The 25,767-nt window shown below is 63.0% G+C and carries 26 protein-coding genes and 1 tRNA gene; 11 read left to right on the top strand and 16 right to left on the bottom strand.

What is annotated here, in order from left to right; genetic code table 11:
* Window positions 1–4 precede the first annotated feature (4 nt).
* From RBB18_RS18090 to RBB18_RS18080, 3 genes are all read left to right on the top strand, one after another.
* The gene (locus tag RBB18_RS18090) at window positions 5–568 is read left to right on the top strand and encodes an isochorismatase family protein (RefSeq protein WP_103764397.1); all 564 of its coding nucleotides are present in this window, start codon (window positions 5–7) and stop codon (window positions 566–568) included.
* Entirely contained in the window at window positions 565–2,307 is a 1,743-nt protein-coding gene (gene recJ / locus RBB18_RS18085; protein ID WP_306111577.1) for a single-stranded-DNA-specific exonuclease RecJ, read from the top strand. Before RBB18_RS18090 ends, recJ begins: the two co-directional genes overlap by 4 nt.
* A gap of 102 nt (window positions 2,308–2,409) precedes the next feature.
* A tRNA-Glu gene (locus RBB18_RS18080) sits at window positions 2,410–2,484 on the top strand.
* Between the two features lie 20 nt (window positions 2,485–2,504).
* Here the strand turns inward: RBB18_RS18080 and RBB18_RS18075 are convergent.
* The 4 genes from RBB18_RS18075 to RBB18_RS18060 are packed head-to-tail and all read right to left on the bottom strand — an operon-like array spanning window position 2,505 to window position 4,910.
* On the bottom strand, window positions 2,505–3,575 hold the full coding sequence (locus tag RBB18_RS18075; RefSeq protein WP_306111576.1) for a tyrosine-type recombinase/integrase: 1,071 nt from the start codon (window positions 3,573–3,575) through the stop codon (window positions 2,505–2,507).
* Window positions 3,572–3,754, bottom strand: coding sequence for a hypothetical protein (locus RBB18_RS18070; protein WP_306111575.1), 183 nt, complete (start codon window positions 3,752–3,754; stop codon window positions 3,572–3,574). The genes RBB18_RS18075 and RBB18_RS18070 overlap by 4 nt, the downstream gene beginning before the upstream one ends.
* A 2-nt stretch (window positions 3,755–3,756) precedes the next feature.
* Window positions 3,757–4,437 (bottom strand): MerR family transcriptional regulator, encoded by a 681-nt coding sequence (locus tag RBB18_RS18065; RefSeq protein WP_306111574.1) that lies wholly within the window; start codon window positions 4,435–4,437, stop codon window positions 3,757–3,759.
* Between the two features lie 32 nt (window positions 4,438–4,469).
* Window positions 4,470–4,910, bottom strand: coding sequence for a hypothetical protein (locus RBB18_RS18060; RefSeq protein WP_306111573.1), 441 nt, complete (start codon window positions 4,908–4,910; stop codon window positions 4,470–4,472).
* Window positions 4,911–4,982: 72 nt separating this feature from the next.
* Here RBB18_RS18060 and RBB18_RS18055 point away from each other — a divergent pair, with 72 nt between their 5' ends.
* Together RBB18_RS18055 and RBB18_RS18050 are read left to right on the top strand one after the other, a co-directional pair.
* Complete coding sequence (locus RBB18_RS18055) at window positions 4,983–5,240, top strand: helix-turn-helix transcriptional regulator (RefSeq protein WP_306111572.1); 258 nt, start codon at window positions 4,983–4,985, stop codon at window positions 5,238–5,240.
* 372 nt (window positions 5,241–5,612) lie between these two features.
* Complete coding sequence (locus RBB18_RS18050) at window positions 5,613–5,780, top strand: hypothetical protein (protein WP_306111571.1); 168 nt, start codon at window positions 5,613–5,615, stop codon at window positions 5,778–5,780.
* A gap of 121 nt (window positions 5,781–5,901) precedes the next feature.
* Here the strand turns inward: RBB18_RS18050 and RBB18_RS18045 are convergent, their stop codons facing one another.
* The 8 genes from RBB18_RS18045 to RBB18_RS18010 form a co-directional block, all read right to left on the bottom strand.
* Complete coding sequence (locus RBB18_RS18045) at window positions 5,902–6,966, bottom strand: phage portal protein (protein WP_306111570.1); 1,065 nt, start codon at window positions 6,964–6,966, stop codon at window positions 5,902–5,904.
* Window positions 6,967–6,968: 2 nt separating this feature from the next.
* The gene (locus RBB18_RS18040; RefSeq protein ID WP_306111569.1) at window positions 6,969–7,547 is read right to left on the bottom strand and encodes an HK97 family phage prohead protease; all 579 of its coding nucleotides are present in this window, start codon (window positions 7,545–7,547) and stop codon (window positions 6,969–6,971) included.
* Complete coding sequence (locus tag RBB18_RS18035; protein WP_306111568.1) at window positions 7,547–8,821, bottom strand: phage major capsid protein; 1,275 nt, start codon at window positions 8,819–8,821, stop codon at window positions 7,547–7,549. Before RBB18_RS18035 ends, RBB18_RS18040 begins: the two co-directional genes overlap by 1 nt.
* 3 nt (window positions 8,822–8,824) lie before the next feature.
* Window positions 8,825–9,163: an HNH endonuclease gene (locus tag RBB18_RS18030; protein ID WP_306111567.1), complete on the bottom strand. Its 339-nt coding sequence runs from the start codon at window positions 9,161–9,163 to the stop codon at window positions 8,825–8,827.
* On the bottom strand, window positions 9,160–9,501 hold the full coding sequence (locus RBB18_RS18025) for a head-tail adaptor protein (protein WP_306111566.1): 342 nt from the start codon (window positions 9,499–9,501) through the stop codon (window positions 9,160–9,162). The genes RBB18_RS18030 and RBB18_RS18025 overlap by 4 nt, the downstream gene beginning before the upstream one ends.
* On the bottom strand, window positions 9,492–10,982 hold the full coding sequence (locus RBB18_RS18020; protein WP_306111565.1) for a terminase TerL endonuclease subunit: 1,491 nt from the start codon (window positions 10,980–10,982) through the stop codon (window positions 9,492–9,494). The genes RBB18_RS18025 and RBB18_RS18020 overlap by 10 nt, the downstream gene beginning before the upstream one ends.
* Before the next feature lie 206 nt (window positions 10,983–11,188).
* The gene (locus tag RBB18_RS18015; protein WP_306111564.1) at window positions 11,189–11,917 is read right to left on the bottom strand and encodes a helix-turn-helix domain-containing protein; all 729 of its coding nucleotides are present in this window, start codon (window positions 11,915–11,917) and stop codon (window positions 11,189–11,191) included.
* Complete coding sequence (locus RBB18_RS18010; RefSeq protein WP_306111563.1) at window positions 11,914–12,462, bottom strand: hypothetical protein; 549 nt, start codon at window positions 12,460–12,462, stop codon at window positions 11,914–11,916. Before RBB18_RS18010 ends, RBB18_RS18015 begins: the two co-directional genes overlap by 4 nt.
* 484 nt (window positions 12,463–12,946) lie before the next feature.
* On the opposite strand from RBB18_RS18010, the gene RBB18_RS18005 reads away from it, so the two are divergent.
* Both RBB18_RS18005 and RBB18_RS18000 read left to right on the top strand, forming a co-directional pair.
* Window positions 12,947–14,161, top strand: a complete 1,215-nt coding sequence (locus RBB18_RS18005; protein ID WP_306111562.1) for a CaiB/BaiF CoA-transferase family protein — start codon at window positions 12,947–12,949, stop codon at window positions 14,159–14,161.
* Window positions 14,158–14,892: a glutathione binding-like protein gene (locus RBB18_RS18000; RefSeq protein WP_274593495.1), complete on the top strand. Its 735-nt coding sequence runs from the start codon at window positions 14,158–14,160 to the stop codon at window positions 14,890–14,892. The genes RBB18_RS18005 and RBB18_RS18000 overlap by 4 nt, the downstream gene beginning before the upstream one ends.
* Before the next feature lie 87 nt (window positions 14,893–14,979).
* On the opposite strand, the gene RBB18_RS17995 is transcribed toward RBB18_RS18000, so the two are convergent.
* Window positions 14,980–16,269, bottom strand: coding sequence for an amidase (locus RBB18_RS17995; RefSeq protein WP_306111561.1), 1,290 nt, complete (start codon window positions 16,267–16,269; stop codon window positions 14,980–14,982).
* 431 nt (window positions 16,270–16,700) lie between these two features.
* Between RBB18_RS17995 and RBB18_RS17990 the strand changes: the two genes are divergently transcribed.
* From RBB18_RS17990 to RBB18_RS17980, 3 genes are all read left to right on the top strand, one after another.
* Complete coding sequence (locus RBB18_RS17990) at window positions 16,701–17,783, top strand: TRAP transporter substrate-binding protein (RefSeq protein WP_103764401.1); 1,083 nt, start codon at window positions 16,701–16,703, stop codon at window positions 17,781–17,783.
* Between the two features lie 114 nt (window positions 17,784–17,897).
* Window positions 17,898–18,869, top strand: a complete 972-nt coding sequence (locus tag RBB18_RS17985; protein WP_306111560.1) for a TRAP transporter small permease subunit — start codon at window positions 17,898–17,900, stop codon at window positions 18,867–18,869.
* 24 nt (window positions 18,870–18,893) lie between these two features.
* Window positions 18,894–21,539, top strand: coding sequence for a TRAP transporter large permease subunit (locus tag RBB18_RS17980; protein WP_274593492.1), 2,646 nt, complete (start codon window positions 18,894–18,896; stop codon window positions 21,537–21,539).
* A 298-nt stretch (window positions 21,540–21,837) separates the two neighbouring features.
* Here the strand turns inward: RBB18_RS17980 and RBB18_RS17975 are convergent, their stop codons facing one another.
* From RBB18_RS17975 to RBB18_RS17965, 3 genes are read right to left on the bottom strand one after another with little or no spacing between them, the layout of a single operon-like run.
* Entirely contained in the window at window positions 21,838–22,275 is a 438-nt protein-coding gene (locus RBB18_RS17975; RefSeq protein ID WP_274593491.1) for a response regulator, read from the bottom strand.
* Window positions 22,268–23,446: an ATP-binding protein gene (locus RBB18_RS17970; RefSeq protein ID WP_306111559.1), complete on the bottom strand. Its 1,179-nt coding sequence runs from the start codon at window positions 23,444–23,446 to the stop codon at window positions 22,268–22,270. The genes RBB18_RS17975 and RBB18_RS17970 overlap by 8 nt, the downstream gene beginning before the upstream one ends.
* The gene (locus RBB18_RS17965; RefSeq protein ID WP_306121265.1) at window positions 23,430–23,939 is read right to left on the bottom strand and encodes a methanogen output domain 1-containing protein; all 510 of its coding nucleotides are present in this window, start codon (window positions 23,937–23,939) and stop codon (window positions 23,430–23,432) included. The genes RBB18_RS17970 and RBB18_RS17965 overlap by 17 nt, the downstream gene beginning before the upstream one ends.
* Before the next feature lie 447 nt (window positions 23,940–24,386).
* On the opposite strand from RBB18_RS17965, the gene RBB18_RS17960 reads away from it, so the two are divergent.
* On the top strand, window positions 24,387–25,763 hold the full coding sequence (locus RBB18_RS17960) for a hypothetical protein (protein ID WP_306111557.1): 1,377 nt from the start codon (window positions 24,387–24,389) through the stop codon (window positions 25,761–25,763).
* Window positions 25,764–25,767: the final 4 nt, after the last annotated feature.

The following is a 25,767-nucleotide window of genomic DNA, read 5'->3' as shown; positions in this document are numbered from 1 at the left end:
ACCAATGTTACCTGCCCTCGTCCTTATCGACTTCCAAACCGGCTTTGACGCCGATTTCTGGGGCGCCCGCAACAACCCCGACGCCGAGGATCGCGCGTCCCAGCTCCTGTCGGCGTGGCGCGAACGCGACGCCCCCATTTGCCACGTTCTGCACCTCAGCAAGGTCGTAGGCAGTCCGATCCACCCGGACTCGGGCGGTTGCGAGTTCAAGCCGCAGATGATGCCGCTGACCGGCGAGCCGGTGTTCGAAAAATCCACCAACTCCGCCTTCGTCGACCCCGCGCTTCATTCGCACCTGACATATCTTGGCGCAACCGAACTGGTGATATGCGGACTGACCACGCCGCACTGTGTGTCCACCAACGTTCGCTGGGCCGACAATATCGGCTATGACGTGACGCTCGCACACGATGCCTGCGCCGCCTTTTCGTTCTCCGCCGACACCGGCTGGAACCCCGACCTGTCACCGATGGATCCCGAACCGATCCACACCACCGCCGTATCGCACCTGCACGGCGAGTTCTGCCGGGCCCGCTCCGTCGCCGCGATCCTGCGCGACCTTTCATGAGCTACCTCGGAGTCGCGCGCTCCCTGACCGGGCGCCGCTGGATCGGCCCCACCCCCGATACTGACCGCCTGGCCGAGGCGATGGCGCAGGACACCACCCTGCCCCGTCCCCTCTGCCAGACGCTGGCGCGCCTCGGCGTGACCTCCTCCGACGCTGCGGCATATCTCGACCCCAAGCTGCGCGACCTCATGCCCGATCCGCGCAGCCTGAAAGACATGGAAACCGCCGCCGCACGATTCCTTCAGGCGGTCGAACGGCGCGAGAAAATTGCCGTCTTCGCCGACTACGATGTCGACGGAGGCGCGTCGGCGGCCCTCCTGATCGACTGGCTGCGCCAGATGGGATTGAACGCCACGCTCTACGTTCCCGACCGCATCGACGAAGGCTACGGCCCGAACGCCCCCGCCATGGCCGAACTCGCCGCCGCGCACGATCTGATCCTCTGCGTCGATTGCGGCACACTCAGCCACGAGGCGCTGGCCGCCGCCACCGCCGCCGATGTCGTCGTGCTCGATCACCATCTCGGTGGCGAAACCCTGCCGCCCGCACTGGCCGTGGTGAACCCCAACCGTCAGGATGAAAGCGGCGACCTTTCGCATCTCTGCGCCGCTGCCGTGGTGTTCCTCATGCTGGTCGAGGCCGGCCGCCAACTGCGCGACGCCGGCAAACAAGGCCCCGATCTCATGGCGATGCTCGACCTCGTGGCCTTGGCCACCGTCGCTGACGTGGCCCCTCTGCGCGACGTCAACCGCGCCTTCGTACGCACGGGCCTCGCCGTCATGGGCCAGCGCCGCCGCCCCGGCCTCGTGGCGCTGGGTGACGTGTCGCGGCTCGATACCGCGCCCACCGCCTATCACCTCGGCTTCGTCCTCGGCCCGCGCGTCAATGCCGGCGGCCGGGTGGGCCGCGCCGATCTGGGCGCGCGCCTTCTGGCCTGCAACGACCCGGCCGAGGCTGTGTCGTTGGCCGAGAAACTGGACGAACTCAACACCGAGCGCCGCGACGTCGAAACCGCCGTCCGCGCCGCCGCCCTCGATCAGGCCGAGGAGCGCGGTCTCGACGCTCCCCTTGTCTGGGCCGCGGGCGAAGGCTGGCATCCGGGCGTCGTCGGAATCGTCGCCTCGCGCCTCAAGGAAGCCACCAACCGCCCCGCCATCGTCATCGGCTTTGACGGAGACGAAGGCAAGGGCTCGGGCCGTTCGGTCTCCGGCGTCGATCTCGGCCACGCCATCCAGCGCCTTGCCGCCGAGGGGCTTTTGCTCAAGGGCGGCGGGCACAGGATGGCCGCCGGCCTGACCGTGGCACGGGGCAAGCTCGACGCCGCGATGACCCGCCTCTCCGACCTCCTCGCCCGCCAGGGTGCAGGCAGCTCCGGCCCCGCTGACCTGGCGCTTGATGGCCTGCTTATGCCCGGCGCCGCCACGCCGGAACTCGTTAACCAGATCGAACAGGCCGGCCCCTTCGGCGCCGGCGCACCCGGCCCCCGCTATGCCTTTTCCGACATGGGCATCACCTTCGCCAAGCGTGTCGGCGAAAGCCACCTGAAGATCCGCTTCGGTGATGGCACCGGGCCAAGTCTCGACGCAATCGCCTTTGGCGCTTACGACACGGCGCTGGGCCAGGCTTTGGAACAGCATGGCGGCGCACGGTTCCACCTGGCCGGACGCCTTGACATCAACACCTGGGGCGGCCGCCAGACCGTGCAACTCCGCCTCGAAGACGCCGCTCCCGCCGCCTGAGCGCCACGTCCCGCCCAGGCTCCGCGATACCCGCAAAATAATGCAAGAATCCCCTTGCGCCGGACGCGGCTTTTTCATAGTTACACGCTCACGCCAAGGCATGGCCCGTTCGTCTATCGGTTAGGACGCCAGGTTTTCAACCTGGAAAGAGGGGTTCGATTCCCCTACGGGCTGCCATTTCCTCATATAAAACATTGTTAATCATTGGCTTTCCCCTCCTTCCTGTCCAACACTTCAGGTAGGTTGGACACCTTTCCTGCGCTCAACTTCGCAAATCCGCTGTCCGCAAGACGCGCCCGGTTGGCCTTTTTCGTGTAGACTGCCGCCTGCGTCGTGTCCGCGTGTGCGAGGTAGGAAGCAATCTCCCACTCAGTCGCGCCAGCATCGGCAAGGCGTGTGGCACCGGCTTTCCGCAGACCGTGTAATGATCCGGGGACGTTCGCCTCGGCACACCTGTCCCGAAACCAGTTTCCCAGAGAAGCGACGGCATATGGCTTGTCGCTTTTGTCCTGGGTAACGAACAGCATCCTGTCCTTCGGAACGTGGCGCAGCTCCTCTTCCAGCTCGGGCAGTATAGGCATGTCGGCCGCTACTGCGGTCTTGTGCCTGCGATATGCGATCCGCCCTGCCTTGACGTGCTGGCGACCGACTCGGGCAAGGTCTTGCCGCGCCATGCCCGTGTTGAGCGCCAAAAGCATTACCAGGCGCGCTTTCGTGCCCGGCCCGTGACACTCCAGGAAGCGATTCACTTCGGCCTCTGTCCAAGTGTGGAAACCGTCAGGGTTCGTTTTCATCCGTTCAGCATGACGCGCCGGGTTTGGACCGGTGTAACCCAACTTCTTGGCCGCGAAGTTGAACAGCATCGAAAGGTTCTTCTTGACGGTGTTCGCGGCGGTCGGGCCTTTCTTCTTCGACATGAGGGCTTCGACGTGCCGGACTTCCAGCCGCTCGAATTGATACTTGCCCGCTTCTTTGCGCAACCAATCCAGTTCAAGCCTGATCGTCCGCTTGCGGCTGTCGGAGAGGTTCTGAAAGCGAAGACTGCGAAGGTATTGCTCGATCAGCCATGCCAGTGTTCCGGCAAGGGCCGTCGATGAGCTGGCAGCCTTGGAACCTGCAAGCGCCGCCTCATAGGCTGCCAGAAACTCGGGCGATCCGTAGGGACCGGGGATATTGGTGCGGAAGTCGCCGCGCTCAAACTTCCAGTAGACGCGCCCCTTTACCACGTTCTTACGGACGCCGGGATATGGGTTCTTGCGCCGCGTCATTTTAGCAGCTCGTCGGGATCGGGGCCAGCGACCTGCGCCGCCGCGCCCTCGGGGAACACGACGACGCGGCCCGTGGCATGATCCACCTCGACCCTGCCGATGCGCATGCCAGCGGACAGCGCCGCTTGCAGTGTGCGCTTGATTTCGGCTTGCGAGACAAGGGCCGGGCGCGCTGCCATTGCTATGCCCCCTCGGCCAAACGGATCGCCGGGCGCGGCAGGCGGTCGATCACCATTTGCGCCAGAGCGCCGAGGCAAAAGAGCATCACCGGGCCTTGGACGAAGGCTTCACCGTATTGAATGTTCCCGAAAAAGCTTTCGTCGGTGTCCTCGTCATCATGGAAGAATTCCAGCGAACCGTCCGCCCAGATGACAAGCCAGTTCGGATGCTTCATGCCCGAGATACCGGCAAGCTGCTCAGCCTCCTTGATCATGATTTCTTGGCTGCGCACCGTCTCCAGCATATCAATGTGAAACTCATCCCCGAGCTGGGCTTTGAAGTGAGACACCTCGTCGTCGGAGATTTCGCCAAGCTCGGCCTTGGCCTTATCCCGCACGGCATCCGAAAACGCTTTCGTGCTCCAAATCGTGCTTTGGAAAATGGCGCGGGCAGCATGTCCAGAAAACTCTTTGGCAGCTTCCGGGGTGGTGCCGCGCGAAACCAGCATCCCCATGACGAACATCACAAGCATATCCGCCAAGTTGTAGCGCGCATGGCCCTCTTGCCGAGGAAGGTGCCCCGCGCGCCGCCAGTTGCGAACCGTCGCCTGCTTGACCGCCGTGATCGCCTCGGCCTCGCTCGGGGTGTATGTTTCTAATTCTAGTTTCATCCGCCACACCTTGTTTCGTGTAGCATTACGCAAAGATGTTCTTCGTGTCAACGTACACGTTTCACCTATGCCTTGAAAGGTTCATGCCTCTCTTCGAACTGGTAAGCGATGTGCCGGGATCTAGCCGTGGCAGCATCGATCAAATCGAGACCATTAAGACCTTGGTTAGCCAACCAGTACAGCGCGTGGCGAGCGTCATCGCCATCAGAGAGCGTTGAACTTGAAGCGATAAGTGATATTAATTCGAGAGCCGCCCTGGGCGCGTAGTACGGCTCCGCGATATCTCGCGTGTCCATCAAGGTGCGGTGAATATCACGAAGCGCCTCCTTCGGCTCTTTTGGCAAATCTTTTTCGTACTGTTCTTGTCTCTGACGTAACTCCGCAACTTCGTTTTTATGCTGTTCGAAGATACGCTTGTGGGCAAGCGCATCCCCTTTGACCTCCTTGTTTTCCCAATCCTTTACAGGACGAGCTTCGGCATTCGCGCCAACGCGTTCTTTATCCATTGTCAGGGTCTCCAAATGTGTTATTGATCCGTAGGGATCATATGACACACTGATCCCAAGGGATCAAGGGAAATGATTTATTCTAACCAACTTCGAGCCGCAAGAGCGCTTGTAGGCATGAGCCAAGCGGAACTTGCAAAAGCTGCTGGTTTGTCGGTTCCAACAGTCAAGCGCGCCGAAGGAGCTGGCGTGTTGGCGGCGTCGGATCATTCAATCTCAGCACTCGCTCAAGCTTTGGAACAGGCCGGAGTTGAATTCATTGAAGAGAACGGCCGCGGGCCAGGTGTAAGATTAAAGGAAAGGACGGGAGATGCGACCCTCGGAGATTGAAAGAATCAAGCTTTTCTCGAACTATTTGAATGGCATAGCGATATCAATTTTCGCGATTGGCGGAATCGGTTTCGTTTATCAAATTATGGAGAGTGGTGAGGATTTGAATTCTAAAGCGTTCGCCAAATATGCTGCCGCCGGAGTCTTATCCATTGCCATCCACATGTATGCACAGGTTCAGCTCAGACGATTAGACAAAGGTACACCCTGACCTGCATCACTTTGCCTGGCCCGCGCGATGAATTAACTGAGATAGTGTTGGGACCGAACGACGCTATAATTTTACCGCAATCGCTCTAGACAAGTACGCTTAAAATTTATCGGATAGCAAAATCTGGGGCTAAGCCGTCAGTTTAGAAAGAGGGAAATAGAATGGATAAAGAGACCATCGAAGCGCTGACCGATGCAATCAAGGCATTAACATTCAGCACGAACGTTCAGTGCGAGTTGATGGAATCTCTGCAAGCTAAGCAGAGCGATCTGATCACGGAAATTAAAACCTTACGCAATGCTATTGAGAAAAGTTCTCCGAAAGGTTGACCAGATAAGATGCGCGCCGCGCTCCGCTTTCTGACCGGAGCCGCGCGCTGTCGGGGTTTACCCACTCACCGACTTACGGGATCGCTTCGGGAAAATCCTAGAAAGCCCAGGCGCGATCTGCCTATTCCTTCCAATCAACCATGCGCATGGCACCGGCCACGTCGGCGGATGGAATGCCCGCTTCCTTCGCCTCGGCCATCGTTTTGATGATCGCGGACAGCGCCCTGGCGCGTCCGCCGGCGTCGAAGGCTTGCAGGGGCCGTATGGTGTCGATCTCCACCAGCCCGCCGAGCTTGGCGGATGCCTCATCGGCCAGTAGCGCCGCGATCGGTTGCAGCGTCCAGATTGCGAGCTGGCGTTGCGCTTCCCTGACGGCCGGCCCAGTCGAGGCGCGGTTCACCAGGGACGGCAGGACACCATAGGCCATGAGGATGCCCTCTCGGGCCGCTGCCAGCGTCTCGGCCGTCATGCTCTTTGACAGGTCCGGCGAGAGCTGATCCGGCTTCTGGCCGATCTGGGGGTTCATCCCGGCCGCCGTCGCCTGGGCCACGCCTTCAATCACAAGCGTGGAGCCGCGCCGTCCCTGGAAGGCTCCGCGCATCGAGGCCATGTCATCCGCCCCGGTATCCGGTAGCGGCACGATCTGCGAGCCAAGCGGGGCATTCTCGAAGGTTTCACCCAGGGCCGATTCAACGGCGTGGAGCAAAGCCCCGGTGAGGCTGGACCGGCGCAGGGGCGCGGTGCCGATCCATGGCGTCAGATTGTCCGAGCCGATCCGCAGGTGCAGCACCTCGGCCGCAAGGGCCGTGACGGTGCGCCCGCCGCCGGCCTCCGGGATGGACAGGCGATAGGCGCGCGGGCGCCCGTCGCGGGTGGTCACGTCCCAGTCCGTTGCCGGGACCAGCCCCAGCTCTGTGATCAGGAATACCGCCTCACCGTTCAAAGCGGACGCTCGGGCAATCATTGCCATCGTCTGGCGCGTCAGCAACTCGGTGCCGGACACGTCTGCCATGGCGAAACCGCCCTCCCACAGGCTGACGCAGCTTTGCACCGTTGACGTCAGCTCGGCCACGCCGCGCCGCCCGCTGATGTAGCTGTCCCGCGCTGCCATGACTTGAGCAGTATAGCCGGATCCGCTGGACCGGCTCTCGATTGTGCGCAGCTTGTTCATAAGCCATCCGAGCATGGTCACCTCCAACGGGTTGCAGCGTGGAAGCGCGGCGCGCGCGCAACTAGATTTTCAGCGGGTTGCCAGTTCCGGGCCTCAATCTGGGCCTGCGGATAGGCGGGTTTCGTGACAGCGCTGATCTCGATCAGGTCAGCCACCTTGATGGTGCGGAGGATCGCCGTTCCCCGTTCTTCGACCGTCTCGCCGCCCGGCCGGACGCGGAAACCGGGGGACAGCCCCCGCACCAGCCCGGCCGCGTGGGCCGAGAGGAAGTCCCGAACATAGCTGACCCGGCCCATGTCCGCGCTGATCGTCGCCTCAACAGTCAAGGCGTCGTCCGTTTCGGTCAGAGCCAGAGTGCCGGCCGAGCGCGAGGCCAGCGGCTTGTTGAAGTCATGGCCGGACAGGAAATGCACGTCCTCGCCGCGTTCCAGGCGATCAGCGAAGGCACGAGCTGCGATCATCTCACGACGCTCACGGCCCATGCCCACACGCTCGGCCAACACCGTTTCCCGGCCATAGGGGAAGATTGCCCGAAGGCGGGTTTCCCCGCCCTCGGTACGCAGCTCAAGACTGCCGACATGTGCGCCCCAGAGCATTACGGCCCCGCTTCCAGTTCGAGGCCTGTCAGCAGTTCGAGTTGGGCCGGGCGAGCCACGGTCACGTCCATGGTGGCAAGGGCAGTGATCCGCAGCCCGCCAGACTGCGCATCGCTGTAGGGGTCGCGGATCATGTCCACCGCGCCCCATGCGCCGATGAAGATCGGGGCCACGCCGCCCGCCGCGGTGGTCAGCAGCGCCGAGGTGGCGGAAGGCGTCCCAGACGGCGCGGCAAGCGCGTTGTTCGTCATGGCGATGTTGCCCGCCGGGATGTTCTTCACCAGCCGGTCCCACTCGGACACAGCCGTGCCGCTGATCAGGGCACTGTCCAGATAGTCCCACAGCTCGGGGCGGATCAGTGACCGCACCGCATCCGGCGAACCGGCCGCATTGGCTGTCATGAAGCGGGTGACGGCCGAGCGGAACGCGCCCCAGCTCGCCAGCGCATCCACCGCCGTGGACGTGATGCCGTAGGTGGCCGCGCCCGCGATGACGCCGAGCGGCTGGCCATTGGCCCCGGTGCCGAGGAACGCCGCCTGATCCATTGCCGCGCCCATTGCGCCGCTCATATCCCGCCGCACCGCCTGTTCCAGCGCCGCGCCGGATTGCTTGAGCGTCTTTCGCGTGATGCGCATCTGAATGCCGAGATTGTGGTCCGGCGACATTGCGCGGTCGGTGGTGGCGTAGGTGGTCGGTCCGGCCACGTTCGCCGTCTCGCCGTCCGCCCAGCCGGCCGTGACAGCCGAGGTGGTCACCGGCCACTCCACCGCGCCCGCCTCGATGCTGATCATCTGCGCGCCCATGCGCGCCGCCACGCTGTCCGGGAACAGGCGGTCGATGATGGGACGGGTCTGGACCGGGTTCGGGGTGCCGCTGGCGACGGTTTCACCGGCCCGGACTTCCAGCGCCTGCCACGGCACGGGGATGCCTCTGAACCCGCCGGCGGTGCGCAGCTCGGTCACAATCTCGGCCGTCTGGCCGTCTAGCTGGCGCCCTTCATCCAGGGCCAGGGCAACCTGGCGCAGCTCAAACCCGGCCATCAACTCGGCCCATTCCTGAGCGGAGCGGGTTTCAAGCTCGTCGCCCGCATCCCGGCGTTCGGTATCTTCTGCGATCAGGGCCGCGCGATACCGGGTCTCGTTGGAGCGGTATTCCCGGTCCAAATCGTCCATCTTCCCGACTTCATCCTCGGACGGGTTTTCCTTTCCTGCCAGTTCGGCAAGGGTTTGGCGGATTTCGCTTTGCCGCCGTGCGATCTTCACAGATTCGAGCATTGGTTATCCTTTCTGCTCAACAGGTTTGGTGCCGGGCCGTTCAAGCGACTCGACCATGTTCCGCCAGTCCTGACGGTCCTTTCGGGGCGGGGGGTGCCCGCACTCGATCCGGGTCTTTCGGGTGTGGCAACCAGGGCAAAGCGCTTGAAGGTTGCCGGGGTCATAGGACAGTTCGGGATGCGTCCTGACGGGCTTAATGTGGTCGACCTCCAGCCGCCCACCACACCCGCAGGACGTGCAGCGGTAGCGGTCGCGCTCGAGGATCTCGGCCCGCAGCGCTTTCCAGCGTTTGGTACGAGTGACCTTTTGGGAATGCCGGTGATGTTCCTTGCGGATGCTCATGGGACGGTATCCGAATGTGCGGTGATTTCGAGGAAACCCCGGCTGTCCGGCACCTCCTTGATGCCGTCGATCTCAAAGGTGATGCCTTCGTGGACCAAGCGGTCAGTGCGCTTGATCCCGCGCCCGAAAGTCGTCGCGCGAATGACGAACCGGGTCACCATCTTGTTGTCCCAGGCACCGGCGCTCATGCGCTCGGCGTCCGAAACGTCGCGCCGCCTGGCGAAGATCGCCGGGCCGTAGTCGTTCCACTCGTATTCAGATCCGCCGAAGCCGTCCGGCGTAGTCGTCGCTCGCCGGATTTGAATGCGACGGTTGAGGCTACCGGCGTTCAGAACCATGCCATCCTCGCTTTCGTCTTGGGTTGCGCCGCCACACGCGCACCCTGGGCGACGGCGAGCACGGATGCCGCCGCGGCGTCAATCCGGCCAGTGGAACGGGCTTTGGCGAGCTTGAGGTTGTTCGCCGGGTCGCGCAGGCAGACCGCATCCGAGAACGCCGAGCGCAGCAGCAGAGACGGCCGCGCCTTCACCAGACCGTCGAAGGCGGCGCGGCGGAACCGCTCACAATCCTCGCCGCCGTCCCGGAAGCCCTGGCCGCGCCAGACGCAGGGAGCACGGACGCCCGCGCGGGTCAGCGCCTCGGCCAGCTCGGCCTGCTTGTAGCGGTCCATCGTGATCGCAGTGACGGATTCGCCCTCGACGTGGCGCATCACCTCGGCCAGCCACGGGGCCACAGGCACCGTCTTGTCGCCCAGGACGGTCAGCTCGCCTCGGTCGTGCATCTCGACATAGCGCCCGGCCACGCCGTCCGCCTGGCCCCGGTCCAGCAGGTTCGGCATGGACGGGAAGGTGCCCAGGCATTCGAGCCGCCCGGTTTCGGGCCAGTAAAAGGCCGCTGCCGTCATCGAGGCCGAGCCGCCCAGGTCGATCCCGATCACCACGCCGCCCTGGCGCGGGGGCAGCGTATCCGTCTCGCAGTGCTGCCATTCGTCGGGGGTGAGGAGCATATCCCGCGACTCGCCGGACACACGCTCATTGCGATTGTAGAGCCGGAAACTCGTGAGGCTAGAACCGCCTCGCGCAATTGCCCGCTGCGCTTGGGCCGTCAGCCATTCGAGGTCACCGCCGATGCCGTGTGGAGCGCCGGGGTTGGCGATCAGCAGGCTTTCGGCGTCGTCGGCCGGCAGGCCCGGTGAGGGCCGGTGCTCTTGGACGTAGGAACCGGGTGCCGGATCGTCGATCCAGCGGGAAAACGGGTGCGTATCGTCACTGGCGGAAGTGCTGATGAGGAAGGCGCGGCCCTTTCGCTTGCCGAGGCCGGACAGGAGCGCGTGTTCCAGCTCGTCGCCGCGATCGAGCGCCCAGTGGCCGCGTTCGTCCAGGATCGCCATCGTCGGCGCGCCGCCCAGAGCGGACTTGCCGTCAGCCGCGATGACGCGGAGCACGTGTCCCCCGCTGTCGCCCTCAAACTCGATTTCGAGGCGTGGGGCGCGGCGGTAGATCAGCCGGCGCTGGATTTCGAGCGGCAGGGTCGCAGCGAACCCGGCCACGAAGTCCCAGATGATGCGCCCCTGATCGCGGGTCCGAGCTGCTGCGACGATCTCGCGCCGGGGCTGGCGGTCCCAGACGCCAATGAGACCGCCGAGCGCAAGGCCCGCCGTGATCGCGGATTTGCCGTTGCCACGCCCGATGCTTAGAACGGCGTTGGCCGTGTCGTCAGCCATCGCGCCTTCAATGAACCGGCGCTGGAAGGGTGCCAGCGTGATTGCTTTGCCGGCATTCGGCCCCTCGGGGATGGACAGGCTATGCATGAAATGCATGGCTTTTTCTGCTGGGGTCGCAGATTCCAATTTCCCGCCGGGCGCGAAAGTTGAAAACTCCCATCCACGGTCTCCCGTCGACACAAAAGTTGCGGCATTGGGACCGGATGCGAAGAGGTCAGACTGTTGATCGCTCGAATGAACGATTGCAGGTGCAGTCGCCCTTTCGATCTTAGTTCCGTCAGCCTTTCTCCACTGCCTCTCCTTCATGCTCGGCCGTCCTTTTGCTCGATCATGCGAGCGCTGGCCCAATTCAAATATTTCTCGGTAATACTTGCCTGGATGCTGCCGCTGTCATTCGGTGGGAATGCGAACGGCATGCGCCATCCAACACCGCTCGCGTCGCTGTGTCGGACACCAAGCTCTGAAACACTTGGCCAACCTTTCTCTGCAAGCCAAGCGTTCCACGTGCTCTCACGGTGACTGCCTGGCTCTATCAGCGCTGACTGCCAGACTGGTGATGCAACTGTGCTTCCCTGCTCTCGCGCGCTTTGGTTCTTTACTTGGTTCCTTCCTTTATATGGGGTGGCGCAGATTTGACCCGCGTTCGGTTCAGATTTGACCCGCGTTCCGTCATCAATCGCGGGTCGTTTCTGACCCGCGTTCCGCGCCCTTTGGCCCGTGAACTGAACCACCTCACCACGGCTCTTGCCCGGTATCAGAAACGTGTGTTGAGCCGTCCGATTACGAGCTGTGCCGGTCGTCTTCGAGAGCCATCCACCGTTGACCAGGTCCGCCAAGGCACGCTTGATCGTCGCCTCAGAGACGCAGAGATGATCCGCCAAGGTCTCCCGAGATGGGTTGCACTGCCCCGTACTGCCATTGGCAAAATCCAGCGCCAGTGCCTGCCCCACCAGGCGCGCGGTCGTGGAGAGATCCGATGCCCGACGCACGGCTTGCGCCCATTCTTGCCGCCAATTGCCTGGCCAACTCATGCCTGCACCCCTCGATATCGCGCACCAATTCTGACCATGTGCGGAGACGTTGTGAGGGACTTCGCGTCCATTGGAGACCGCCCGTCGTAGTGCAGCGCGGCCTGGTCCATGATCGCTTGAGCGAGGTCAGAGGGGATCTGAGATGCTGTCGAGCCGAAACCGGCCTGATACTCGATTAGGATCAGCCTTGGCGTCAGATTCTGGAAACTCGAATTCCAGTGAATGTAAGGTCGGATCCCGCCTGCAAAATCAAAAGCGGTGAAGGTCTCACCATCAATCGATACAGTCGGCGGATTCTCCTCGTCTGCAGGGCCTATAGGCAGTCTAATTCCACAGTCTTGCGTGGGATCAAAGATCTTCACTCGGATCGTCTGCGTCAGCAGCGCAATCTGTGCGAATTGCTCAATTTCGTGAGCCGCAGCGCGGGCCATGGTATCGACCGCTGAGAGCTCTTCATCGTCATCTGCCCTGAGATGTGTCTGGACGTCTTGCAGCAAGAACGGCGCGGCGCTGCTGGAAGGAAAACGGTTCACGACCATCTTCATGCCGGCATCTCCACTTCGCTGATGTGCCGAAGCCGTCTCCAAAATCTGGAGACGGACCATGCATCGGCGGTGCCGAACGTTAGGGCGTTGGACAAATCCAAATATTCCCCTTTGTTTTCAAAGGGCGTCTTTTTTCCGATTGGACGGATTAAGTCATTGTTATCGCAGGAAAATGCAACAACCCTACGGGCTGCCACTTCTCCCTTGCATGCCAGCTCTCTGCGCAACTGCGCCTTCATTCCGCTTGGGGTCGAGGACTCACGGTCGCCCCCAAGGTAGAGACCTCGAATTTGCGCGTCAAAGCATCCGCTGCACGGCCAAGAGCGCTCACGAAATTGCGGTGCAGTGGCCGCAAACCGCTATCCGCGTCAGGTAGCAAGCGGACCGCGCCGGCATTCCTTGGTTTGTATCTCGGCGCAGGACGGTTCAGAGTTGCGGCGGGGTCTGCTCCCCCGGCACAAGGATCATAGTGGAGACGCACCAGATGCCAGGACCGCTGCACGGGTATCGTATAATTGACCTGACGACGATGATCTCTGGCCCGCTGGCCACGATGACGCTTGCCGATCAGGGCGCCGAGGTGATCAAGATCGAACACCCGGAAGGCGGCGATCACAGCCGTCAGGTGACCGGACGGCGCGGCGGCTTCTCGGCCTCGTTCCTCAACAACAATCGCGGCAAGAAATCCGTCACGCTGAACCTCAAGGATCCGCGCGGCGTTGCGGCCGCGCTGCGCCTCTGCCAGTCGGCGGACGTCTTCGTGCAGAACTTCCGCCCCGGCGTGGCCGAGCGGATCGGGCTGGGCGAGGCGGCGGTGCGCGCGGTACGACCCGACATCATCTACACCTCCATCGCCGGTTTCGGGTTTCACGGCGACTGGGCCGGCAAGCCCGTCTACGACCCGCTTATTCAGGCACTGTCCGGGCTGGCCAGCGTGCAGGGCGGCGCGGATGCCGCGCGTCCCCGGTTGGTGCGCACCATCCTGCCCGACAAGCTGACCGCGATCCAGACCGCTCAAAGCATCACTGCCGCCTTGCTGGCCCGCGGACGCACCGGTGAAGGCAGCCACGTGCGGATATCCATGCTGGACACGGTGCTGGCCTTTCTCTGGAGCTCGGACATGGCCGGCTACACCTTCATCGGTGACGAGGTCGAACCGGAGAAAAGCGCCGATGCGCAGACCTTCGTGGAACTCATTTACCAGACCAGGGATGGCTGGATGGCAGTCTCGGCCCACACCGACAACACCTGGGCCGGGCTCGCCGCCGCGGTGAACCGGCCCGACTGGCTGAACGACCCGCGTTTTGCCACGGTCGCGGCGCGCGAAGAGAACAAGCCCGCGCGGCTGGAACTGACGCAGGAGGCGCTGCTGCAGGACACGACCGCCAACTGGATGGACCGCCTTGGCGCCCATGACGTGCCCTGCGCCCCGGTCCTGACCCGGGCCGAGGTTTACGCCCACCCGCAGGTCGCCGCCAATCGGATCATCCTCGAACAGGATCACCCCCAGGCCGGCCCGCTGCGCCAGACGCATACGCCGGCCCGGTTTTCCGCCACGCCGCCAGACGTCCCCCGCCCTGCCCGACGGCTTGGCGAAGACACCCGCACCGTGTTGGCAGAGGCGGGCTACGCCGCGGCCGAAATCGACGCGATGATAGCGGACGGCATCGCCACCGACACGCAGGACAGCACCGAATGATAGACTTCTACTATGCCCCCACGCCCAACGGCTGGAAGGCCGCCATAATGCTCGAGGAGACGGGGTTGGACTATCGCCCGATCCTTATGCGCCTCAGCGAGGGGGACCAGTTTGCCCCCGGCTTTCTTCAGATCAGCCCCAATGCAAAGATGCCAGCCATCGTCGATCACGCGCCCGATGCGACGTGGGGCGACACCCCCGTGCCGGTGTTCGAGTCCGGTGCGATCCTGCTTTACCTTGCTTACAAGGTCGGCCAGTTCGCCCCGCCCGAAAGCGACCCGCGCGCCCGGAAGGAGCTGATGGAGTGGCTGTTCTGGCAGGTCGGGAACCAGGGGCCGATGGGCGGACAGCTCAGCCATTTCCGCAATTACGCCCCGGAGGACGAGCGCGACTACGGCTTCAAACGGTACCTGGGCGAATACGACCGCAACCTCGGCGTCCTTGAGGCACGCCTGGAGGCGCGCGACTATATCCTGGGCGACTACTCCATCGCGGACATGCTGGCCTTTCCGTGGGCCTTCATCGCAAAGCCGCTCGGCGCCTCGCTGGATGACTTTCCCCGCGTGGCCGACTGGCGGGCCAGGATCAAGGCACGCCCGGCTGTGCAACGCGCGATCGACTTGCACAAATCCGAACAGAATGGCGGACGCCACCGGGTGGACAACAACAGCATTCTGTTCAACCAATCCGCCGCCTCGTTCAAGTCCAAGCCCGACGACGGCACGGCGTAGTCACGACCATCCACCCTACCGCTCGAACGTGGCAGCCTTTCTCTTGATGTCCGACCCACCGGTATCACGCGGCACGATGCGGCGACTTCAATCAGGAAGAAAGCGCGACATAAGCCAGTCTGCGACCGTCAGAACCCCTCGGTCGTTTCCCATCGCTCCCACAACCTGAACGCCGATGGGCAGGCCCGCATCCGTCTGCAACAGAGGCACCGAGCAACACGGAAGGCCCAGCAGGCTCCAGATCCGGTTGAAACTGGGCGACCCAGTCCCGCTTTCAAAAAGCGGTGCGGGCCCCGTGGACGAGGGCGTCAACCAGACTGCATCGCGCGGCACAAGCCCGTCGACCAGATGGCGCAAGCTGCGCATGGCCTGCCTGTCCGCAATCTTTTGATCACCTGCAAAGGCGCTGCCTTTTTCCAGCTCGGCTCTCAGCGCGTCCGACAGCAGGTCCGGCCATTCGGCATGTTCATGGGCCAGCGCCTCCGCCGCTTCCATCGCCATGATTCGCGCATGCAGCCCCGGCGCATCCTCAAACGCGGCCACGATCTCGGGCGCGAACTCACACTCCGAGACCTTGTCACCCAGCCCCGTCTCAAACGCCGCCCATGCCTGCACCAGCTCCGGCTCGGCCTCGTTCCACACGGGCGAGCGGTAGACTGGCAGTTTCGGCGGCGCGGCACTTGCATCCGGTTGCAGGTCCAGCCCTGTCAGCGCCTCGACGAAAAGCGCCGCATCCGGCACGGACCGCGCGAACACCCCAACTGTATCCAGGCCGCGCGAAAGCGGTGCGACACCGCCGGTTTCGACCAGATCGAAGGACGGTTTGAACCCCACCACACCGCAGAACGACGCCGGGCGAATGATCGAACCGGAGGTCTGCGTCCCGAAGGCAAGCGGCACCATGCCACACGCGACCGCGGCGGCCGAACCCGAGGACGATCCTCCGGGCGTGCGGCTCGGATCATGCGGGTTGCGCGTGCGTGTCGGCTGATAAAACGCGAACTCGGTCGTTTCCGTCTTTCCAAGCGCGATACCACCCGCGCCGCGCGCCAGCGCGACCGCCCCCGCATCGAACCCTGCAACCCGATCCTTCCAGATCGCGGAACCGCAACGCCACGGCATGTCTCTGACCGCAAAGATATCTTTCACCGCGATGGGGACACCGCGAAGTTTGCCGGAAACAGGCGCAGCATCGATCCTCTCTGCTGCGTCCAGTGCTCCGCTTTCATCCACGTAAACCCACGCCTTCAGCTCCGGCTCCAGTTGCTCGATGATCTCCAGCCGCTGCCGCACCGCCTGCGTGGCGGTCATCTCACCCGACTCGATCATGCGTGCGGTCTCGATCGCGCCCGGTGCGTTCTTCGTCAATGCCGACAATATTCTTGCTCCCTGATCCAATACCAGTTCGTCCGCAGATCGAACCCGCGCATTACCCAACGTCACCTTACGAGAATCCCGCGAGCCTGCGCGCGGCAAACTAGCTCTCGTTCGGAATCTTGCGAGCGGATGGACGGCATGTTCTGCCGCACCGATCGACTTGCAATCAGCTCCGCCCCTCAATCGCTACAATATTAATCACTTGAGCGGAGTCGTGCCGCAATTTCGTGCATAAAACAATGATTGTCACGAAATGCATAACAGCTATGTTTCCTGCAATGGGTTGGGCACCATTTGCATCGCTCAGCGAGCGCATTGGGGGTTGCTGCTTATGGTTTGAAAATGGACGCGACTGACGTACTCAGTCTCACAGCTAGGTGCTCGCACGAAAACACCCCGAACAAAAATACCATCAACAGGAGGAATGAAGAATGGAGAGACGTAAGTTTCTGAAATACGCCACGACCGGCGCAGCCGCTTCGGCACTGGCCGCACCCGCGGTCGCACAAGACCGGATCGAAATGACGATCGTATCGACCTGGGGCCGTGACTTCCCGGGTCTCGGTACCAGTGCCCAACGCCTGGCAGCGCGAATCGAGGAAGTGACCGAAGGACGGATCGCCGTGCAATACTTCGCTGCCGGCGAGCGCGTGGGCGCGTTCGACAGCTTTGACGAGGTCGCCTCTGGCAACGCAAGCGCCTATATCGGCACCGATTACTATTGGAAGGGCAAGCACCCCGGCTGGGCGCCATTCACGGCCGTCCCCTTCGGCCTGACCTACTCCGAGATTGACGCCTGGATGAAGTTCGGCGGCGGTCAGGATCTGCTGGACAAGATCGGCGCCGAGTTCGGCATCAAGGGCATTCCGTGTGGCAACACCGGCCTGCAGATGGGCGGCTGGTTCAACAAGGAAATCAACTCGCCCGAAGATCTCAAGGGCCTCAAGATGCGTATCCCCGGCCTCGGCGGCGACGTCATGGCCAAGGTCGGCGCCTCGCCGGTTTCGCTTCCGGGTGGTCAGATCTACGAAAACCTCGTTTCGGGCGCCATCGACGCGACCGAATGGGTGGGTCCGTGGAACGACTTCTTCCTCAAGCTCTACGAGGCGGCGCAATACTATTACTGGCCGGGTATGCACGAGCCGGCCTCGCAGGTCAGCCTGGGCATGAACAAGGACTGGTGGGACGCCCTGAGCGAAAGCGACAAGCGCATCATCACCGTCTGCTGTGCCGAAGAGAACGCCCGCCAGCCCGCCGAGACCAACTATCAAAACGGTATCTACCTGAACCGTCTGGTCAACGAGTACGGCGTGGAGCTGCGCGAGTTCAACGATGACGTCTACGAGGCATTCGGCGAGGCCGCGACCGAGGTGATCGAGGAAACCCGCGATCACAGCGCCCTGGCTGCCGAGATCATCGACAGCTTCCTCGAGGCCCGCAACAACGTCGGTGTCTGGAGCAACTACTCCGATGCGCCCTACGTGGCGAAGCGCAACCGCTTCCTGCGTATCTGACGGCCTCTTGGTCATTCACGCTGGCACAAACAACGGCCAGCCCTGTCGAGGCGGAAGACATTCCGCCTCGGCCAACGTATAACGGGACGCTGAATTTTCTGGGAGGGGCCTGCGATGGTCAGTGCTGATATGGGGGCGCCAGCAGTCGTGCCTCGCGCGTTCGGTTGGCTTGTTCTAAGTGCCACCGCCGCATTTCTGATCAACGCCATCCTCAGGTTCTGGTTCGACCTGCCCGGTGCAGGCGCAGTCCTGTCAGGCGGCGGCGCGCTGGCCGCATTGCAGCTTGGCATCTACGCGCTTTTCGCCGTGGTCGCACTTTATGGCGTTCTGCGATCCCGCGACATCTCCCTTCGCACCGATGCGGCACGGGTCGCGGCGCTCAACACCTTCCTCGTCCGCGCGGCGTTCTGGGTCGTCCTTCTGGTCGGCGTAGGTGACGCGGTTGTCTCGTTCCTGCGCGTGAACGGCCAACTCGAGGCCGTCGTCGGCTCCGACCTGGCCGGCAGCCTGGGCCGGGCCGAGTATCGTGGACTCTACTTTCACACCCCGCTGGTGATCCTCGGCATACTGATCGCCGCCGTGACCCGGTCACTTGGCTTTATATGGCTGGCCCTGCTGGTCGTGGTGGCGGAGCTCCTGATCGTCTTCAGCCGCTTCGTATTCTCTTACGAACAGGCTTTCATGGCCGATCTCGTCCGGTTCTGGTACGGCGCTCTGTTCCTGTTCGCCTCGGCCTACACCCTGTACGAGGACGGCCACGTACGCGTGGACCTCTTCTATGCAAGCATGCGTCGCGAAGCCAAGGGCAAGGTCAACGCCTGGGGCGCCGTCCTTTTGGGCCTGTCGCTGTGCTGGACGATCCTGATCGTGGGCTTCGGTTCTTCGTCCAGTATCATCGTCGGCCCGATCCTCGTGTTCGAAGTCACACAGTCGGGCTTCGGCATGTATGTGAAATACTTCATGGCCGGATTCCTCGGGGTGTTCGCCGTGACGATGATGCTGCAATTCGTGGCGCAGTTCTTCGAAGCAATCGCCGACAAACGTGGCGAACCGGGTGCGCGGCAGACGCACACGGACATGATGTAACCGAACTCGACGGGAACCGCGCGTATGGAAATCGTCTTTCTCCTCTTGCTTGTCTTCATCATGGCCGCGGCCCTGGGGTCCGGCTATCCGGTCGCCTTTTCGCTGCCCGGTGCCGCGATCATCACGGTCCTTCTGGCCGCCGGCGCGGGTTATCTCTTCGGGGGCGGAACGGACGCCTTTTTCGTGTCCGGCGGTCCCTCGCAATGGCTCAGCGCCGGGGTGACCAATCTCCGAGGGGTCTATTGGGAACCCGAACGCGACACGCTGATCGCAATTCCTCTCTTCATCTTCATGGGCATCATGCTGCAACGCTCAAAGATCGCAGAGGATCTTCTCGTGACCATGGCCCAGCTCTTCGGCCCTGTCCCCGGGGGCCTGGGCATTTCGGTCGTGGTCGTGGGCGCCTTGCTGGCGGCAACCACCGGTATCGTCGGTGCAACCGTGGTCGCCATGGGCCTGATCTCGCTGCCCGCGATGATGCGCAACGGCTACGCCAACCCGCTGTCCACGGGCATCATCTCGGCCTCCGGCACACTGGGCCAGATCATCCCGCCTTCCATCGTGCTGATCATCCTCGCCGACCAGCTGGCCTCCGCAGTGGATCAGGCCGGACAGGCGCGCCAGGACCTCTACAAGGAAGTCACCGGCGAACTGACCATGCCGTCCGAATTCGCCGTAGGATCGACCAGTGCGGGCGACATGTTCCTCGGCGCGCTGGTGCCGGGCCTGGTGCTTGTCGGGCTCTACATCCTCTTTATCCTCGCCGTTGCCCTGATCCGCCCACGCTATGCGCCCGCCGTGCCATACGAAGGCCGCTACGACCTGAAATTCGCAGGCAGGGTGTTGCTCGCGATGGTGCCGCCGCTGGCCCTGATCGTCATGGTCCTGGGCTCGATCATCGGCGGCATCGCCACCGTGAACCAGGCCGGCGCAATCGGTGCCATCGGCGCCATGATCATGGCCGGCTACCGCCTTTACGAAGGCGGCGGACGCCTGCGCTACGTGCCCGCGATCATCTCCCTCATCGGGCTTGGCGTCATCGGATACGTGCTGTCGAACTATGACACCAACATCCAGAACATCACCAATGCCGACGACCAGTTCGGCGTCAATCTGGCGGTGTTCGGCGTCATCCTGACCGTGATCGGCATCGCCTGGAGCGGCTATCGCGCCTATGTCACCGAAAACGCCCTGACCGGCGTGATGCTCGAAACGGCCAAGACCACGTCACTGGTCTTCATCATCCTGCTCGGCGCCGCGATGCTGACCGCCGCCTTCCGTGCCTTTGGCGGCGAGGAACTGGTCAAGCACTTCCTCGAAGGTCTCCCGGGCGGCTTCTGGACCAAGTTCGCCATCGTGATGCTGGTGATCTTCGTCCTTGGCTTCTTCCTCGATTTCATCGAGATCGCCGTCGTGGTGGTGCCGATCGTCGCGCCGATCCTTCTGGCGGACCCCGAGGCGAACGTGACCGCCGTCTGGCTCGGCGTCATGATCGGGTTGAACATCCAGACGTCCTTCCTCACGCCTCCCTTCGGATTTGCGCTCTTCTACCTGCGCGGCGTGGCGTCCAAGGCCGTGAAGACCATCCAGATCTATATCGGCGTGCTGCCGTTCATCGGGCTGCAGCTGCTCTCGCTCGTCATCGTCGCCTACTATCCACCGTTGGTAAACTACCTGCCGATGCGCAGCTCGCTGACGGCAGAAACCGCGCCGCCGCCGATCAATCCCGCGCTGCAATACTGTGTCGAGGAATACGTGGCCCAGGAATTCGCCCAGAACGGGGACGAGATCGAAGCCGCCATCGACCGCGCGGCGGGGCTTGACCTGTCCTATCTGCCCGACGACGTGCGTGAAGATTTCGAGCGCGGCGTCTCCAAGGCGCGCGAGGCCCTGCCGATGATGCAGGAGATCGAGGATATCAAGGCAGAGCTCGCCGCACAGGCCGTCGACTATCGCCCGCAACACAGCTTCGTGCGCGGCCTGCAAAGCGAAGCGCGGATCATCAATGCCGAACTTGAAGACCTGCGCGTGCAGGTCAGTCGCGGCTTTGGCGATACCGAGGCCTTGCAGGCGCGGGCCGAGGAAATGGAAGCCGAGCGCGAAGCGATCCTCGCCCAGATTCCTGAAAGCTGGGACGAAGCGGAACAGGCCTATAGCCAGATCACCGCAAATGATCGTCGCGCGCGCAACCTCTACCGTCGGACGGTCGACCAGGCCTACGAGCCAGTCCAGGAGCTGAGGCAGATCATCATGTCAGCCGACGCGCTGGCCGAGATCGAGGGCGAACTGCAGCCCCTTGCCCGTGACGCGGCCGACATGGACCGCGAGACCGCGGACGCGCGCTTCAAGGAGGTCGAACGCATGTTCGGCGACGTGGCAGGCGGCAACGAGATCCGCGGCCTGCTCTCCGACGCCCGCCGCGAGATCGACGCCCGCACGCCCAATCCCGAACGCGCGCTGGAGTTCATCGAAGAGGCACAGGCCCTTTACGAGCAAGAGCTGGCATGGCGCTCCCGCGCGGCCGAAGAGTTGCTGCCCGAGCTTGACCGCTACGACATGGCCATTCGCGATACGATCGGCTTGCGCAAGCAACCGAAACTGCCAAGGGAACAGGCGCTCTTCATCGCATCGTGCAACGCCGAGCATCGTGACATCTCGCTGAACTTCTGATGGCATAAGGTCCCGCGGAAACTAGAAGGCCGAGGCCCCCGGCGTACCGATGGCGCTCCGGTCAGCGACTGGTCCAGACGTCGCGCGTCGGGCCGCTCAGCTTGCGCCAGGCATTCGCGACGGCGGGGGCAATCGGCGGCGTGCCGGGGTGCCGCTTCCGATCGGTTCGCAAATACGAAATACCCCGGATGGCCAGCCTGGCCAAATGTGGCGCAAAGCCCGCCCGATCCGTCGTCCATTCCGAAATTGCCGGACCCCAGTCCGGCCCTATCGGAGGCAGGTCTTCACCGTGTTTGGGTCAAACCACGGGTCGGCCCGCCGCCTTCAATTGTGCGGCGATCGCTTCGATCTGCGCCTGCACCAACGGCTTGTTGGCAAACTCGTCGATGGCACAAAACGCCTTCGCCCGCTCGATATCCTGCGGATTGACCGAAGAGGTCAGCATCACGATGATCATCCGGCAGAAATCTTTTCCGAACCGCGCCAACGCTTCCTCCAGAAATTCGAACCCGTTCATCCTAGGCATGTTTATGTCCAGAAACAGCACGTCGATCACCGGCCTGTCGGGCCGTTCGAGGAACGCCAGCGCCTCTTCGGCCATGGCAAACTTGATCAGGTTGTTCACCAGCCCCGTGCGTCGCATCAGCCGCTCGCAGGCCGCGTGAAAAAACGTGTCGTCATCGATCAACATCACGGTCTCGATGGCCGCGCTTGCGCCGTCCGTCAGGTCAGTCATCGCGTGCAACGTTCAGCTTGAGGATAAAGATCGACCCGCCGTCCGGGTTCTCGTCGACATCGAGCGTCCCGTTCAGATTCTGAACAATCCGGCGGCACATCGTCAGGCCCAGGCCGCTGCCGGGTATCTCGTCATGCCGATGCAGCCGGCTGAACAGGTCGAAGATCCTGGCGCGGTACTCCGGCGCGATGCCGACGCCGTTATCCGCGACCCTGATCGTCACCATTTCGTCCGAGTCGGCCTCTTCCGCACCGATATCGATCTTGGCAGGCCGGTCGGGGTGGCGGAACTTGATCGCGTTCGACAGCAGGTTCTGGAACAACACGCGCAGCATCACTGGCTCGCCCGAAACAACCGGTAGCGGGCCGGTGCGCACCGTGGCCGACGCGCCCGTGATCTCGGCCCTGAGGTCGGCGATCACATCCGCGAGAACCTCCTCCAGCGGGCAAGGCTCGCAGGGCATGACCGACCCGATAAGCTCCGTGTAGTGCAAAAGGTCCTCTATCAGCACCGACATGCGCGACAGCGTCTCTCGGCTCATCCCGACCAGTTCCGCCTTCTCTCGGTCCAGCGCGCGACTGCCGCACGCGTCCAGTTCAGACAACAGCATCGAAACCGTCTGAAGCGGCGATTTCAGGTCGTGCGATACCGCATAGGCAAAGGACTTCAATTCCGCATTGGCGGCGTTCAGGTCATTGTTCGCCTTCTCAAGACACAGACGGTGCTGGCGTTCCCGGCGCGCCCTCTCATTGGCGCCCTCCAGTTCGGCATTCAACTCCCGAAAAGGTTTGCCCAACGCGTCGCCGCTTTCCGACACCAGCACGAAACGGTTCGGCGCGCGTGTCCCGTTACGGATCGCACCAACCCGGAACCGGATGCGGCGTGGCAGCCCGGGCCTCTTTGCGCGCAGTGGCAGCAGCATCGCATCGCCGGAGGCTGCGATTATCATTTCCCGCACCGCGTCTTCCGACGATATCTCGAACACGTCAGGCAAGGCCCAGCGCTCTGGCACGGCTTCGTCTTGGAACAGGTGACGCACCAGCTTTTCAGCCACTGCATTCGCCACATGCACGCGCGCCGCGCGGTCGACAAGCATCGCGTGTTTCGGCAATGCTTGAAAGGCACTTACCTCGTTGTCGCGGTGCCGCGCCGCGTCAGCCAAAGTACTCACGGCCCGCCTCGCCTTCGGTAAGGTGCACGATCACCCGACAACCCAGGTCGCCGCGTGCGATAGTTTGAGGCTTTTCCACCCGCGCATAACCCAAGTTGCTGGCTGCAATCCGGCCAAACACGCTCGTTGTCATCATGCACAGCGATTCCCGGCCCTCGACCTGACCCGCGAACGGACAGCTGCTGTTGACCAGAACAATCTTCTCGGGCGAGATCGACTCAACCTTGAACGCGCCCTCGATCCGCTCTTTCAGGTCCACCAGCGCCTGCGCCACCTGCGTCACATCAAGCGCATCAGTCTCAAAGATCGCCCGGTATTCCTCATTCATCGTTTCGCCGATCCGCGATCCGACCCGCCCAATGAACCCTTCCGCCGCTTCCAGGCCAACACGGGATTCCAGCACTTTCGCAAGTTCGCTCAGTAGCTCTCTCAGGAATTCGTCGCGATTGCGGCTGATCACCTTGTCAGCACCCGCGATTGGCGCCATTTCCATCCAATCTTCTCCGGCTGTTGGTTTCGTATCCCGATGCTAGGGCAAAGAGATTAACGAAACACCAAGAGCGCGCGGCTCCCCAAGGTCCACCTGCTCGAAATTTCACCACGCAAAAACAACACCTTGTCTTAAATTTCACCTGCTGGACCTGGAAACATCGGCCAATCGCGCGTTCCAATCTGGACTTCGCCTCGCCCCTCGCGGAAGTTGCCCCTGCAGGATACACAGCCATGACCCACACCGCACCAGACGCCCCCGGACACGCACCTATGCTCGTGCGGGAACAACGCACCGCCCCGGCGGTTTCCTTCTCAGCACGGCCGACACAGCCCGACTCATCCAAGAAAGTCGCCATGAGTGATCTCTCCAGACCCGCCCGGGATACGTATCACGGTCCACCCGGCAAATCCGGCGCGGCCCTGCACACTGCCTTCGGTACGCGCGTTCATGGCTGACTTTCTTCTGACATCAAGGCGCTGGCGTGACATTCTCAATTCGCTGCTGGCGCTCTACCTTCTGGGCACCGGGGTCGCGGCCATCGTGCTGCCGGTGCCGGAACTCCCGGCGGTTTTTGCCCTCTTGGCGTTGGCGCTGCTCAACCGTCACGGCCTTAATCGCCCGGCCTGGATCATCGGAAGCATCGTTCTGATGCTCTTGCTATGGGGCAGCATCGGCGGCTGGCTAACGGCGACGGGCGGCCTTGGCAGGTTCACTTTCCTGTCGGCCTTCCTCATCGCGCTCGGGCTGCTCAGTCGCGCCGCCTCGCGCGCGCCCGACATCCGCCGGGCCGCCGCCGTGATGGCAAGCCGCCCGCGCGGCGCGCGCTACCTCTTCGTGTCTCTCGGCACCCACATCTTCGGGATCTTCCTCAATTTCGGCGCCGCCAGCCTGATGGCCACCCTGCTGGCCCAGATTCGCGACAAGCTGGAACAGCAGAACGCGGTCGGGACCCTGACCCTCGCGATGCTGCGTGGCTTCGGCGCCATGCCGATGTGGTCGCCCCTGGCGTTGTCGACCATCGTCACCCTCTCGATCCTGCCCGAGGTCGATTATTTCCAGATCCTGCCCTATGGTCTGGTCGCCGCCGGCCTGTATCTCTTCGCGGGCTATATCGCGTCGCGAAGCACCCTCGCCGACCCTGACCAGAAAACCCTGACACGCGCCATGCCAACCCTTCCCGAACAGCTCATCCTCCTGCGCGTCGTCGCCCGTGTTGCAGCGCTGGTTGCGGTCGCCTTCACGCTCCACCGTTTTGCAGGCCTCTCCATGCCCGCCGCTGTGCTGGTGGCGGTGGTGGTCTTTTCGCTGGCCTGGTGGGCGATCCAGATCGTCTCCGGCAATGCCCCCGGACTGCAGCGCGAACTGGCCGTCACCGCGCAATCAGGCGTCAACGAGCTTGTCGTCGTTTCCTGCGCGGGCTTTCTTGGCGCCGTCATCGCCTGGTTCGTGAGCAGCGTCGACGGCGCCCTGCCAACGCCGCCCACCGCGCTACTGCCCCTGCTTGTCGCTTTGGTGCCGTTGGCGATGGTGACGGGCGGCCTCCTGGCGCTCAATCCGATCGTTTCGGCCAGCATATTGCTGGGCGTACTGCACCCGCTGGTGCCGACCCCGGCCCTCCTTTGGCTGGCGCTGGCCGCGATCCTCGGCTGGGGTGTCACCGCCAGCTCGACCCCCTTCACCGCCAACGTGCTGATCACCACCCGGATCATGCAGGTCGAACCGGCCCCACTCCTGCGCCGCGGCAACCTGAAGCTGACCGTTTTGTCGCTCGCCGCGCTGGGTCTCTTCCTGGCCACCGGCACGTTTCTCGCACTCCAAGCCTAGGAGC

Origin of the sequence: Roseovarius sp. MMSF_3298, from assembly GCF_030733705.1 — a bacterium.
Taxonomy (GTDB): Bacteria; Pseudomonadota; Alphaproteobacteria; order Rhodobacterales; family Rhodobacteraceae; genus Roseovarius; species Roseovarius confluentis.
Note: the sequence above shows the minus strand (reverse complement) of the source record. Positions and strands in the feature narration are given on the sequence as shown.

Bases quoted from the DNA above. Each gene is read 5' to 3' on its own strand.
- RBB18_RS18090 (WP_103764397.1), top strand. From the start codon at position 5: ATGTTACCTGCCCTCGTCCTTATCGACTTCCAAACCGGCTTTGACGCC.
- recJ (WP_306111577.1), top strand. From the start codon at position 565: ATGAGCTACCTCGGAGTCGCGCGCTCCCTGACCGGGCGCCGCTGGATC.
- RBB18_RS18075 (WP_306111576.1), bottom strand. From the start codon at position 3,575: ATGACGCGGCGCAAGAACCCATATCCCGGCGTCCGTAAGAACGTGGTA.
- RBB18_RS18070 (WP_306111575.1), bottom strand. From the start codon at position 3,754: ATGGCAGCGCGCCCGGCCCTTGTCTCGCAAGCCGAAATCAAGCGCACA.
- RBB18_RS18060 (WP_306111573.1), bottom strand. From the start codon at position 4,910: ATGGATAAAGAACGCGTTGGCGCGAATGCCGAAGCTCGTCCTGTAAAG.
- RBB18_RS18055 (WP_306111572.1), top strand. From the start codon at position 4,983: ATGATTTATTCTAACCAACTTCGAGCCGCAAGAGCGCTTGTAGGCATG.
- RBB18_RS18050 (WP_306111571.1), top strand. From the start codon at position 5,613: ATGGATAAAGAGACCATCGAAGCGCTGACCGATGCAATCAAGGCATTA.
- RBB18_RS18045 (WP_306111570.1), bottom strand. From the start codon at position 6,966: ATGCTCGGATGGCTTATGAACAAGCTGCGCACAATCGAGAGCCGGTCC.
- RBB18_RS18040 (WP_306111569.1), bottom strand. From the start codon at position 7,547: ATGCTCTGGGGCGCACATGTCGGCAGTCTTGAGCTGCGTACCGAGGGC.
- RBB18_RS18035 (WP_306111568.1), bottom strand. From the start codon at position 8,821: ATGCTCGAATCTGTGAAGATCGCACGGCGGCAAAGCGAAATCCGCCAA.
- RBB18_RS18030 (WP_306111567.1), bottom strand. From the start codon at position 9,163: ATGAGCATCCGCAAGGAACATCACCGGCATTCCCAAAAGGTCACTCGT.
- RBB18_RS18025 (WP_306111566.1), bottom strand. From the start codon at position 9,501: ATGGTTCTGAACGCCGGTAGCCTCAACCGTCGCATTCAAATCCGGCGA.
- RBB18_RS18020 (WP_306111565.1), bottom strand. From the start codon at position 10,982: ATGCATTTCATGCATAGCCTGTCCATCCCCGAGGGGCCGAATGCCGGC.
- RBB18_RS18015 (WP_306111564.1), bottom strand. From the start codon at position 11,917: ATGAGTTGGCCAGGCAATTGGCGGCAAGAATGGGCGCAAGCCGTGCGT.
- RBB18_RS18010 (WP_306111563.1), bottom strand. From the start codon at position 12,462: ATGAAGATGGTCGTGAACCGTTTTCCTTCCAGCAGCGCCGCGCCGTTC.
- RBB18_RS18005 (WP_306111562.1), top strand. From the start codon at position 12,947: ATGCCAGGACCGCTGCACGGGTATCGTATAATTGACCTGACGACGATG.
- RBB18_RS18000 (WP_274593495.1), top strand. From the start codon at position 14,158: ATGATAGACTTCTACTATGCCCCCACGCCCAACGGCTGGAAGGCCGCC.
- RBB18_RS17990 (WP_103764401.1), top strand. From the start codon at position 16,701: ATGGAGAGACGTAAGTTTCTGAAATACGCCACGACCGGCGCAGCCGCT.
- RBB18_RS17985 (WP_306111560.1), top strand. From the start codon at position 17,898: ATGGTCAGTGCTGATATGGGGGCGCCAGCAGTCGTGCCTCGCGCGTTC.
- RBB18_RS17980 (WP_274593492.1), top strand. From the start codon at position 18,894: ATGGAAATCGTCTTTCTCCTCTTGCTTGTCTTCATCATGGCCGCGGCC.
- RBB18_RS17975 (WP_274593491.1), bottom strand. From the start codon at position 22,275: ATGACTGACCTGACGGACGGCGCAAGCGCGGCCATCGAGACCGTGATG.
- RBB18_RS17965 (WP_306121265.1), bottom strand. From the start codon at position 23,939: ATGGAAATGGCGCCAATCGCGGGTGCTGACAAGGTGATCAGCCGCAAT.
- RBB18_RS17960 (WP_306111557.1), top strand. From the start codon at position 24,387: ATGGCTGACTTTCTTCTGACATCAAGGCGCTGGCGTGACATTCTCAAT.